This is a genomic window from Bacillus sp. NP157, from assembly GCA_018889975.1.
GTDB lineage: Bacteria > Pseudomonadota > Gammaproteobacteria > Xanthomonadales > Rhodanobacteraceae > Luteibacter.
This window is the reverse complement of record CP076546.1, coordinates 517,986-530,088: the sequence shown is the minus strand read 5'-3', so window position 1 is coordinate 530,088 and position 12,103 is coordinate 517,986. Positions and strand designations below refer to the sequence as shown.

General features: G+C 70.5%; 7 protein-coding genes. All 7 read right to left on the bottom strand.

What is annotated here, in order from left to right:
- Positions 1–3 precede the first annotated feature (3 nt).
- The 7 genes from radA to KPL74_02425 all read right to left on the bottom strand — a co-directional run bounded on the left by radA (position 4) and on the right by KPL74_02425 (position 12,103).
- Complete coding sequence (gene radA / locus KPL74_02455; GenBank protein ID QWT20881.1) at positions 4–1,392, bottom strand: DNA repair protein RadA; 1,389 nt, start codon at positions 1,390–1,392, stop codon at positions 4–6.
- Positions 1,393–1,487: 95 nt separating this feature from the next.
- Complete coding sequence (gene alr, locus KPL74_02450; protein QWT20880.1) at positions 1,488–2,576, bottom strand: alanine racemase; 1,089 nt, start codon at positions 2,574–2,576, stop codon at positions 1,488–1,490.
- 152 nt (positions 2,577–2,728) lie between these two features.
- Positions 2,729–4,756: a hypothetical protein gene (locus tag KPL74_02445; protein QWT20879.1), complete on the bottom strand. Its 2,028-nt coding sequence runs from the start codon at positions 4,754–4,756 to the stop codon at positions 2,729–2,731.
- The gene (locus tag KPL74_02440) at positions 4,753–5,772 is read right to left on the bottom strand and encodes a VWA domain-containing protein (GenBank protein ID QWT22566.1); all 1,020 of its coding nucleotides are present in this window, start codon (positions 5,770–5,772) and stop codon (positions 4,753–4,755) included. Before KPL74_02440 ends, KPL74_02445 begins: the two co-directional genes overlap by 4 nt.
- Before the next feature lie 89 nt (positions 5,773–5,861).
- Positions 5,862–8,273 carry a hypothetical protein gene (locus KPL74_02435; protein QWT20878.1) on the bottom strand — a complete coding sequence of 804 codons (2,412 nt, stop codon included), beginning with the start codon at positions 8,271–8,273 and terminating at the stop codon, positions 5,862–5,864.
- A gap of 6 nt (positions 8,274–8,279) precedes the next feature.
- Positions 8,280–9,365 carry an AAA family ATPase gene (locus KPL74_02430; GenBank protein ID QWT22565.1) on the bottom strand — a complete coding sequence of 362 codons (1,086 nt, stop codon included), beginning with the start codon at positions 9,363–9,365 and terminating at the stop codon, positions 8,280–8,282.
- 14 nt (positions 9,366–9,379) lie between these two features.
- Positions 9,380–12,103 (bottom strand): DUF4132 domain-containing protein, encoded by a 2,724-nt coding sequence (locus KPL74_02425; protein ID QWT20877.1) that lies wholly within the window; start codon positions 12,101–12,103, stop codon positions 9,380–9,382.

Genomic DNA, 12,103 nt, shown 5'->3' with positions numbered 1-12,103 from the left:
CTTTTATTCCCTCGACGCGTCGATCGCCTGGGACAACCGCTCCACCCCGATCACCTCCATGTCGCCGACACGCCCGCGCTTGGGTGCGTTGGCGGCGGGGACGACGGCGCGGCGGAAACCGTGGGTGGCGGCTTCCTTCAGGCGTTCTTCGCCGTTCGGAACGGGGCGGATTTCGCCGGACAGGCCGACTTCGCCGAACGCGATGGTTTTTTCCGGCAACGGACGGTCGCGCAGGCTGGACAGCACCGCCATCAGGACGGGCACGTCGGATGCGGTTTCCTGCACGCGGATGCCGCCGACGACGTTGACGAAGACGTCCTGGTCGTAGGCGGCGACGCCGCCATGCCGGTGCAGCACGGCGAGCAGCATCGCCAGGCGATTCTGTTCGAGGCCGAGCACGACGCGGCGTGGATTACCCAGGGACGACTGGTCGACCAGCGCCTGCACTTCGACCAGCAACGGACGGGTGCCTTCGCGCGTGACCATGACCGCGCTGCCAGGAGTTGGGCCGGCGTGGGCCGAGAGGAAGATGGCGGACGGATTCGGTACCTCGCGCAGGCCTTTTTCCGACATGGCGAACACACCCAGCTCGTTCACCGCGCCGAAGCGGTTCTTGAAGGCGCGCAGGACGCGGAAGCGGCTGCCCGACTCGCCCTCGAAATACAGCACCGCGTCGACCATGTGCTCGAGCACGCGCGGGCCGGCGATGCCGCCCTCCTTGGTCACGTGGCCGACCAGGAACACCGACGTGCCGGTCTCCTTGGCGAAGCGGGTGAGTTTGGCCGCCGATTCGCGGACCTGGCTGACCGAGCCGGGCGCTGCCGTGAGCATCTCGGTCCAGATGGTCTGGATCGAATCGATGACCAGCACGCGCGGGCGGGCAACGGCGGCCTGTTCGAGGATGCGCTCGATGCAGGTTTCCGCCAGGGCGTGCAGCGGCGCCAGCGGCAGGTCGAGCCGCTGCGCACGGGACGCCACCTGGCCGAGCGATTCTTCGCCGGTGACATAGAGGCTGGGCAACACCGCGCCCAGCGTGCCGAGCATCTGCAGCAGCAGGGTGGACTTGCCGATGCCCGGGTCGCCGCCGATCAGCACCACCGACCCATCGACCAGGCCGCCACCCAGCACGCGGTCCAGCTCGCCGATGCCGGTGTTGGTACGCGCTTCGGCGGTGAGCAACACCTCGGTGAGCGGCGTGATCTGCGGGGCACCCGCGGCGCCACCGGCGTAGCCGCCGCGTCGCGCACCGGTCGACACCGCATTCGGCTTGGCCGGCTGGGTCACGAATTCCGACAGCACGTTCCATTCGCCGCATTCGGCGCACTGGCCCTGCCACTTGCTGTGTTCGGCGCCGCACTGGGTGCAGACGTAGGCGGTCTTGGCCTTGGCCATCGTCGATAGGTTCCAGGAAAGCAGGCGGGCTGTATAACGCACCCGCGTCGCACGGAGCGATACGGGGCCGTCGCGGTGGGCGTGGCGCGAAGGGGCTAGCCCTCGTCTTCCACGAAGAGTACGCGACGGGTCATGCCGCAGGTGAGGTCGTACGAGATGGTGCCTGCGGCGGCGGCCACCGTTTCCACCGGAAGGCCAGCGCCCCACAGGGTGACGCGGTCGCCGACACGGGCGTCGGGGACCCCGCGCAGGTCCAGCGTGATCAGGTCCATCGAGACCCGGCCGACCAGCGGGGCCAGCTGCCCATTCACCAGCACCGGCGTGCCTTGCGCCGCGCTGCGCGGATAGCCGTCGCCGTAGCCGATCGCCGCGACGCCCACGGCCATGTCTTCCGGGCATACGTAGGTGCCGTTGTAACCGACCCGCTCGCCCTTCGCGAGGTGGTTGATCGCGACGAGGCGGGTGGCCAGGGTCATCGCCGGGCGAAAACCGAAGTCGGCGCCACTGCGGCCTTCGACCACCGACAGGCCGTAGAGCAGACCGCCGGTGCGCACCCAGTCGCCTCGCGCGTCCGGCCAGCCGAGCACGGCAGCCGAGTTGGACAGCGCACGTGGGCCGTCCAGGCCTTGCGTCGCTTCGCGGAACCGGGCGATCTGCGCCGCGGTGTCCTGCCCTTCGAACTCTTCCGACGAGGCGAAGTGGGTCATCAGGCCGATCTCCGGCGCCACGGCGGGCATCGCCCGCAACAACGCATGCACCTCGCGCGCACGGCCCGGGGCGAAGCCCAGCCGGTGCATGCCGGTGTCGATCTTGATCCACGTGGTGAGCACGCCGCGAGCCGGATCGGCCTTCGCCAGCCACGGCAGCTGTGCATCGTGGTGGATCAGCGCCTCGAGCTTCAGCCGCTGCATCTCCGCGATGTCGGCCGGCGTGTCGGGACCCGACAGCACTACGATGCGCTGGCGATGCCCGGCCGCGCGCAGGCGCAGGCCATCAGCGATGGCGGCGACGGCGAAGGCTTCGGCATTGGCATCCAGGGCGCGCGCCACGCGCTCCAGGCCATGGCCGTAGGCATCGGCCTTGACCACGGCCATGACGCGCGCGCCGCCGGCCAGCTCGCGGACGCGGGCCAGGTTATGGCGCAGGGCGCCCATGTGGATGGTGGCGACAGTGGTACGACTCATGCTTTTTTTGTAGGAGCGCGCCCGCGCGCGATCCCCGTTCAAGGAAAGCCCCCAGTGTACCCGCCCCCCTCAGGCCCCCGCATGGCACGTTCATGGCAACCAGCGGCCCGCCACCCTCCTCTACAGCTCAGAACAAGCCTGCGACGAGAGATCTACCCTTCATCGCCGCCGCTGGCATCGAGCAGCCGTTCGTACTGCAAACAGGCGTAGTTCATGCGCAGCCAGCGCACACCAGGCGCCGGATTGCGGCGCAGCGCCTTGATCGCGCTGAAGCCGAGTTCACCCAGGCGGTCCTGCCAGCCATCGAGCGCCAGCGCATCGGCGGCGGCGACGCCCCGTTCGGCCCGGCTGCGCAGCCAGTCGCGGAAGCTGCGCAAGGGCCGCGGCAAGCCCGGCGACGGGGCCGCCGTCGCGGCATGGGCATGCCGGCGCGCGACGACGGGCTCGGCATCGGGCGCGGGATCGAAATACAGCGCATCCACGCTGGCACCGCGACCGCCGATGACGGCCAATGGCTGGGCCACCAGGCCTGTTCGGCTGGGATGGACCCGTGCGACCAGCCATGCACCATCGGGCCAGCCGGCCGCGGCCATGCGCTCCAAACGATCGATCGCATGCTGGGTCTGCGCGGCGTAGGCCAGTTCGATCCGCACTTCTGCGCCCGTCGTGTCGAACAACGGCCAGCTGAGCACCTGTCGCGTTTCATCGAAATGCAGTGCACCCGCCCGCGCCGGGGCAAGCACGCGCCACGCATCCATCGGGCGCGCTTCGGCGAGCAGGCTGGCATGTCCGCCCGAGGGCGCGAGGTCATCCCACGCGCTGACCGGCGCAAGCGACGCACGCAGCGTTTCCAGCCCGATCGGTTGCACGCTCGCCAGCGTCGATGGCGCCGCCGACAGCCGGCCCTGTGCGTTGATCTCCGCGTGGGTCAGCCGCAGTTGCTTGCCGGTGGCGACGGAGGGTGCGGCCAGGCCATTCCACGGACCCGGCTGGCGATAGCGTGCGATCGGGTCGAAGCCGCGCAAGGTCGCCGGCCGTGCGTCGGTACAGCCGTAGAAGCATCGGTCCGCGGGTGACCAGAACAGCAGCGTCAGGCCCACGTAACCCGTGCCCGTGCGCCATGCCGACGCGCCCATGCCGACCAGGTCGATCGGTGCGGATGCATCGTATCGCGTGCGCGCACGGCCCATCAGGGCGGCCGGTTCCGCCCCGCGTGCAAGCGCGGCGCCGAGCGCCTCGGCCAGCGCCGACGCGAGGGCCAGTTCGTCGAACAGGCGATGTTCGTCCGCACCCCCTGCGCGCTCGAGCAACAGCTCCACGTGGTCGGCAAGCCGGCGCAGCGACAACGCCAGCCGGGGGAAGTCGCAGGCCTGCGCCCACGTCGCAAGCGTGCTGAAACGTTGCTGCACGGCGTCCGAAAGATGGGCCAGGCCCAGTGCCAGGCATTCGGACGCCAGCGCCGACACGGCCGCGACGACGCGTTGCCGGCCGTCGTCGCGGGCCTCGCCGGCCGTCGTCGCCACGGCGTGGTCACGGCCGAGGTCGAGTGCGGCGGTGCGCGGTGCCTTCGCCTCCGGTGGATCGATCGCGACGCCACGTGAGCGACGGAACGCCAGCACGGCGGCGACGCGGTAGCGCGCCAGGTGCGAAGTCTGCACGTCGCAGACGAAACCATCGAGCCCACCGCCGACGAAGCGGAATGCCATGCGCGGCGTGCGGAAGGCCACGACCAGCTGGCGTCCGCTCTCGATGGTGACGCCGCGCTCCAAGTCGAGGTCGTCGACGAACTGCCACGCCTGGCGGTAACCGGGCTTGCCCGCGTGCGCCACCAGCGTCGCGATGGACAGGCCGAGCAGCTCGCTCTCAAGGCCCTCGCCGGCGACGGGCGGCACCGCATCGCCCTCCCCCGCCAGTGCGATGCCCGCGGCCAGCACGTGCTGGCAGACGCCAGTGGCGCGGCAATCGCACGATGCATGGGCGACGCCCCGCTCATCGAAGACCACGCGCTGCCCGCCGATGGCGACATCGATATGCGTACCGTCATCGACCACCGCACCCAGCACGCCGGATTCGAGGTCCTTGCGGGCACGACGCAACAGGCCACGATTGGCCAGCGCCGCCCACGCGTCGTCGTCGAAGCGGCGCAACTGGGCAACCAGCGTGTCGCGCAGCGTGCTCACGACACCACCTTGACCAGCCACTCGGCCAGTTTCTTCGGCGTCAGCGCGGCGATCTCCATGCCGCACGCCGCCAGTTGGCCGGCCATGTGGCGGTCGTACGATGGGTTGGCGTCGCCATCGAGCGACGCGAGGCCGAGCAGGCGAACGCGTGCCTCGGCCAGCTGTTTCACGACGCGGACCAGTTCGGAAGGCGGTCCGCCCTCGCAGAAGTCGGTAACCAGCGCGAGCACGGTGCGATGCGGGTTCTCGACCAGCGTCGCCGCGTACGCCACCGCGCCGGCGATGTTGGTGCCGCCGCCCAGTTGCACCCGCATCAGGGCCTCGACCGGATCGTCCACGGCATCGGTCAGGTCGACCACCTGGGTATCGAAGATCACCAGCTTCACCCGGAACGCCGGCAAGCCGGCGAGGATCCCCGCCATCACCGCACTGTGGATCACCGAATCGACCATGCTCCCGCTCTGGTCGACGCACAGGATGATGTCCCACGGCAGCCGGCGCACATTGCGCTCGAAGAAACGCGGCGTCTCGATCAGGAGCTTCTTCCGCTCCAGGTCGTAATGGCGAAGGTTGCGCTGGATGGTGCCCTTCGCATCGAAGTTCCGCGCGATAGCCATCGGCGAATGGCGCTGGCGATTGAGCCGCCCGGCCAGGGTGCGGCGAATCTCCGGCTCGAGCTTGCGCCGCAGCTCGTCCACCACCTGGCGCACGATGCGCCTGGCCATGGCCAGCACGTCGCCGGAGAGATGGCTGCGCAAGGTCAGCAGGGTGCGCAGCAGTTGCTGGTTGGGTTCCAGCTTCGCGAGCGTCTCCGGGTCGGTGACCAGTTCGGTCAGGCCGTAGCGGTCCAGGGCGTGCTTCTCGATCACTTCCACGGTGTCGCGCGGGAACAGCTCGCGCACTTCACGCAGCCAGTCGACGAGCACCACCTGCGACGCGTCCAGCGACCCGGGGCCTTCGCGCAGGCCGCGTCCGCGGTACTCGCGGCCGTAGAGGAAATCCAGCGCCGCATCCATCCGCCCGTGGCGCGCCTCGAAGCCTTCCCCGCCGGGCAGCGACGATGCCGCGTAACGGCCCAGTACCAGGCGCCAGCGATCGACCGTGCTCATGCGTCCACCCATGCGGCGAGGCCGTCGGCGACGAACACCTGCCGCAGCAGGGCGGATGCTTCCAGATGCTGCTGCACGTCGGCGGCACTGGCCTGGTATTCGGCGCGCAGGCGCGGTGCTTCGCCGCCGTGCAGCGTGGCGACCTGGCCAGCGACACGGTCGGTCTCGCGCGGGGTCAGTTCGGCGAAGGCGAGGCGCAACGCCGGCAACACGCCGACGAAGGCTGCTTCGTCCCACGCCGCCAGCGCGCGGTCGAGCGCGTGGATCACGCCCTCTTCCTGCCATGCGGCTTCGCGCGACGTGGCGAAGACACCGCGCAGGAAATCGACCGCCTGCTGGATCGGCAGCGCACCGAGCAGGTAGCCCTCGACGGCCACCGCGATCGCCGCGGCATCGATGTCCCCCGCGACATGCGCCAGTCCGGTGCAGGCGCCGCGCAGCAGGGCGTTGGGATGGGACTGGCGCAGCGCCGAAATCATCGCCGCATAGAGCGAGGCGTCCAGCGCGCGGCCCTGCGTACTGCCGAGCACCTCGCGCAGCTTCACCAGCGCGGCCACGGCGCCGCGGCCATCGCCGTCGACGCCCTCCAGCACGGTGCCGAGGTAAACCGCCCGCTCGTACGCGGCGGCCAGCACATCCGGCAGCGCCTCGACGTGTCGCGCTTCGAGCGGCTCGCTCGCCTCGAGCAAGAGGGCAAGCGTGCCGACGGCGGAGACCACGCCTTCGAAGGCGCCATCCGCACCGATCGCTTCGCGCAGCAGTCCGGTCGCGCGCGGCACGTGGTCGTGCAAACCGAGGACGCAGGCACGCGCCAGCATCGATGCGGCCTGGCGTGCATCGCCCGGCGCCTCGTCGCGCTGTCGCTGCAGGAGCACCGTGAAACGCGTGGCCGCCGCCAGCGGGACGGTGCCGCCATGCACCGATGCTTCGACGAGCGCCGCTTCGCTGGCGACGCCATAGGTGTATTCCCAGCTCTCCTGGATCCGCTCCAGCCCGGTGCCCCCGACGAAGTCGGGCCCGGCCGTGCGTACCGCGAACGGCACGTCCAACAGCACCAGCGCATGCAGCAGCCGGCTGGTGACCCGATGCTCGGGCCGGCGGTACAGGTCGAGCACGAGCCGGCGCGGCTGCACGTCGTCGATCTTCAGGCGCTGGCGGCGGGCGCGCCAGGCAAAGTCGCGCACCAGCGGCGGCGTGCCCGCCCCGGCGGGAACGCGCCCCACCCGATCGCCGGTGAGCTGGCGCCGTGCCGCGGCACGGACGAGGGCACCGTCGGCGTCGGCATCGCCCTTGATGAAGCAGCTGGTAATGGCATCCAGCAGGTCGTCGCGCACGGGCCCCACCCGCCCGCGCAGCGCGCACAGGCGCCGCATCTGCTCGTGTGCGGCGGCAAGCGCCGGCGTGGGCAGCACGATGCCGCGCTTCGTGCGCAGCTCGGCCGCGACGTCGAACAACAGGGCCAGGCCGGCCTCGTCGCGCATCCGTCCGTTCCCGTCGTCCTTGCCGCGGCGCTCCCACAGGTGTTGGTGCCAGCCGGGCGAGGTCATGCCGGAGGCATAGCCGTTGAGGCGATCGAGGCGCTCGAACGTATAGCGGATGAGCGCGGCTTCCTGCTCGTCCGCGGCAGGGCCTGCCACTGCCGGCCGCTGTACCGCGGCCTCGAGCAAGGCGGCGATGGCGGCCGCGTGGAACCCGCCGACCACGGCGAGCACCGGCCCATCGCCGGGCTTGCGCGCCGCGATCGCCTGCTGGATATGCCAGGCCATTTCCGCTTCGCGCGCGAGCGTCCCGTCGGCATGCAGGGACGCGGGCGTCGCATCGCGCCGGGACAGTTCGCAGTAGGCGACGACGGCGGCGACGTGCTCGTCGATGTCGCGCTGGCCGGCCGCGACTTCGAACAGGTGCTCCCACAACTCTTCATGGCTACGGCAACCGAGGCGCTCGGCGAGCAGGCGCAGGTGGTCGCTGTCGCGGAAGCGTCGCTCGTCGAGCAGGGATACGGCCTGCTCGCCTTCGCTACGTTCGAGCGCCTCCTGCTCGGCGAAATCCAGGTCGATGAAGCGTGCCGGGATGGCGCGCGCGGCGGCGTCGCGGATCGCCACGAGTTCGGGCGAGTAGTCGCAGAAGGGATAGTACGCAGCGCTACGCCGGGCGCCCTCTCCCTTGCCGTGGACGGCATACGTGTAGATCGCCAGGGGCATCGCCGCCTCGCCGTGGGCGAGCCACGGCAGCAAGGGCGTGAAGCTGCGCGGGCCTTCCACCAGCACCGCGCACGGCGTGACGGTCGCGAGCAGGCGTTCGAGCTGCAGGGCGCACGCCGGGCTATGGTGGCGCACGGGCCAGAGGATGCATGCCTCGGTCCGCAGCGTGGCCGCAACGGCGCGCAGCTGGTCGTCGTCGCCCAGCACGCGGGCTTAGCGTTCCAGCTCGCGGCGGGCGCCGAGCATCCGCCGCCACTGGCCGGCGTGTTCGGCGCGACGCTTCACCACCACGTCGAAGTAATGCCGCAGCTTGCCGCCATCTTCGGGGTTGTCCTTCAACACCGTGCCGATCAGCTGCCGGGCCACGTGCTCGCCACCGACGTCGCCATCGCCGAAATAATGCGCATCCAGCGCCGCGGCGTAACCCACGGCCACGGCCTCGGCCGACGACATCACCGCCGTCGGCTTGTCGATCACGGTGCCCTCGGCGGTCACGCCACTGCGCAGGTCATGGAACGCCGTCACCAGCAGCTCGACCACGTCCAGTTCCATCGTCGCATCCACCCCGCCCTGGCGCAGCAATGCCTCGGTCTGGTCGCGCACCAGCTGCAGCTCCATGCGCCGGTCATTGATCGGTCGCACGGTCTCGAAGTTGAAACGGCGCTTCAGCGCGCTGGACATTTCGTGCACGCCGCGGTCGCGCAGGTTGGCCGTGGCCAGCACGTTGAATCCCGGCGCCGCGTGCACGGTGGATTCGTCGCCGTCCAGCTCGGGCACGCGCAACACCTTGTCCGACATCAGGCCGATCAGGCTGTCCTGGATCTCGGGCTGCACACGGGTGATTTCTTCGAATCGACAGATCGTGCCGCCGCGCATGGCGTTGTACATCGGGCCACGGACAAGGGCCCGCACCGAGGGACCTTCCGCCAGCAGCAGCGCGTAGTTCCACGAATAGGTCACCTGGTCTTCGGTGGTACCCGCCGTCCCCTGCACCGTATGCGACGCATCGCCGGAAATCGCCGCGGCGAACAGCTCCGACAGCATCGATTTCGCCGTGCCGGGTTCGCCGACCAGCAGCAGGCCGCGGTTGCTCATCAGCGTCACCACGCAGCGGTCGACCAGCGCATCGTCGCCGTGGAACTTGCGCCGGATCCCGAGCTTCGCGTCGCCGATGACGAAGGCACGCACGGCGCGTGGCGACAGACGCCAGCCCGGGGGCCGGGCACCCCTGTCGCCGTCGGCCAGGCGCAGCAGCTCATCGGCATAGGTCAGCGTCGCGGGCGCACGCAGCATCGGCATCGTCGGGGACGTCATCAGGGCTTTTCCATCCAGGTGACCTTGCGCCAGTCGTCGCGGTAACCGGTACCGTCGTCGGCGAGCGTGCGGAAGAGTTCGAAACAGTAGCTGTACAGCGCCGGCGGCATCGCGTGCACATCGAGCGCGCCGACGGGATGGCCGCGGCCATCGTGGCGCGACACGCTCATCGAAACCAGCGTGACCTCCACGTCACCCTCGTCGGGGCCGTGGTCGGTCGCCCTCACCTGCACGATGTAGTGCGTCCCGGGCAGCAGCTTGTGGAAGTGCGCCGAGGTGTCATGGCCGTAAGTAGCCAGGCGGCGAAAGCCCAGCGCGGACATCCGGCTGCGCAGGGCCCACGCGCCCACCATGTGGCCGCTGAAGTCATCCATGCAGAACCGATCCGGCATGTCGGCGCGTGGCGCGTGCAAGGGCTGGCCGAGCTGGGGCCATGCCGGCTGCACCGCGTAGTCCGCCAGGTGGGCCTGCCACTGGGTGACACCGGCTTCGCCGAGCAACGCATCGGTCGCGACCATGATGCGCGCGTCCGCTGGCAGCAGCACCGCGTTATCGTCCGCATCCGTCAGCGTGCCGTCGCCCAGCGGGCGGAACGGCAGCGTGGCACCGCCGGGACCGACCGCGGCCCAGACGATCCGTCGCGCCAGGTGGCGCAGCACGGCATGCCGATGGATCAGCGCGTCCCATTCGGCGCAGGACCAGTCGCGCCCCGTCCATGTCGATGCGCGCAGGCGCGCCGCCTGCAGCGAGGCGACCTGCCCGAGCATCTCGCGGATGACCTTGAGCGAACGCTTCGCATCCTTCACCGCCTCGGCATCGTCGTCCACGCGTGCCGCCGGCATCGCCTTCAGCACCTTGCCGTCGCTGTTGCGCAGGACGATGCCGAGACCGGGCGTCAGCTCGGCCACGACGTGGCGTGGACCGTAGGAAAACTCCTGGCGCCCGTCGTCGTCGAAACCGGCCGTCGGCACCGAGCGATCGGCGAGCTCCTCCACCGTCCAGCCCTGCCGTTCGGCGAGCGCATCGGCCAGTTCGGCGGCCCTGGCCTGCACGCGCGGCGCGCCGGTCTGCGTGCCGATCGACAACAGCAGCTGGAGTGCCGGCGCCTCGGGCACCTGGGCAAGCACCGACAGGAGGTGCGGCATGATGGTCTTGCGCGGCCGGTGGTAGCGCTTCATGTATCGCGCCAGCGGCATGGCGATCGACCCATCAGCACAGGCGCCGACCAGGGCGAACAGCCCCTTGCTGGCGGCGGTGTGCTCGGGCAGGCGTCGCCGGTATGCGGCGTAGGCCTGTCGATGGTTCGCCTCGAGCGTCTCGGCCGGCGTGTTCGGCCGGGCGGCCTTGCGCTCCGCGACGCGTTGGTCGGCCCAGGCCAGCGCTTCATCGTGCGACGGCGTCCGTGTGTCTTCGACGATCCAGCCTTCCATGATGAAGCGGGCAAACGCAGCGCGGCCGGCGGGATCGAACCCGGCGCAGAAGTAGCGCAGCGCGGCGTCGGGCTCGGTCTTCCTGCGCTTCAGGGCCTGCACCATCAGCCAGCGCAGCGTATCCGGCGGCACGGCGTCACCGGTGTCTTCCCAGCGCACGGCCGGCAGCAGGTCGTAGCGGAAGAAGCCGATGTCTTTCGGTACGCCGCGGGCGAGGCCACGCTTCGCATCGGCCGCAAGCGCATCGCGATCCACGTAGCGGTCGATCGATGCGCCCAGCGCGACCAGGGCGTCGAGCATCGCGCCGCGCTGCAGGTCGAGCGTCTCGCTGGCCAGGGCAGCGTGCAGCGGCCCGACGGCAGCGTCCGCATCGCCGAGCTTGCCAAGCCAGCGCGCCGCCATGAGGCGCTTGTCCGGCTGGGCGTGGGCCAGCCCCCCTAGTGCCAGCGCGACCGCGCCGGGCCGGGTCGCACGCAGGCCTTGTGCATGTTCGCGCACGATCGGTTGCGAGGCGAAGCAGAGGTCGTCGGCGACCGCCTGCAACACGGGATCGAAGACCGGCACGCGGTAGACGAAGCTGATCGCGTCGGTGCGCCGCATGTGCAATTCGTCGGAGGTGCGATAGACCATCGCCGCAAGGAACGGCACCTGGGTTTCCAGGTAGGGAACGACGGCCTCGTCGGGCCAGTCACGAGCGAATTCGTTGCGCAGGGCGAAGCCCGTGCCGACCAGGCCGGGCACGACGTACTCCGCGCCCAGGCTGACGTCGTCGCACGCGGGCGCCACGTCGAGCAGGGAATGGACCGCGCCGCGCTCCCGCAACACCTCGAACGCCGCGCCGAGCCCGGCCGGGAAGTGCAGGATGGCCATCGTGCGTGGCAGGTCGAGCAATTCGTGGAGCCGGACGACATCGACGATCGACACGCCGGGCTCCGCGGCATACGCCACCAGGGCGTCCTTCATGTGCCAATGCACGCCGCCGTGGCGACCGGTCCGCGCGGCGATCGCCACGCCCGGGCCTTCCTGCAGCGGCCAGCGGCCCACCGCATCCTTCAATGCCTGCACCTCGGCGGCCAGCAGGCGCGGCCTGGGCACCGACGGCGAGGGCACGTACGACGGGTGTCGTTCGCACCAATCGGCCTCGCGCGCACGGGCCTCGGCATCGAGCCGTTCGGCACCGGCGGCCACGGCAGCGGCGAAGCGGTCGATGCGTGCCGCGCCCTCGGCGTCGAGTGGGCGCGACCAGTCCGCGCGCGGGGCGGCTGTCGCCACGGTCTCTTCCATGACACTCAT

Excerpts from the sequence above, each read along its gene's own strand:
- alr (QWT20880.1), bottom strand. The coding sequence starts at position 2,576 with ATGAGTCGTACCACTGTCGCCACCATCCACATGGGCGCCCTGCGCCAT.
- radA (QWT20881.1), bottom strand. The coding sequence starts at position 1,392 with ATGGCCAAGGCCAAGACCGCCTACGTCTGCACCCAGTGCGGCGCCGAA.
- KPL74_02430 (QWT22565.1), bottom strand. The coding sequence starts at position 9,365 with ATGCCGATGCTGCGTGCGCCCGCGACGCTGACCTATGCCGATGAGCTG.
- KPL74_02440 (QWT22566.1), bottom strand. The coding sequence starts at position 5,772 with ATGGATGCGGCGCTGGATTTCCTCTACGGCCGCGAGTACCGCGGACGC.
- KPL74_02425 (QWT20877.1), bottom strand. The coding sequence starts at position 12,103 with ATGAGTGTCATGGAAGAGACCGTGGCGACAGCCGCCCCGCGCGCGGAC.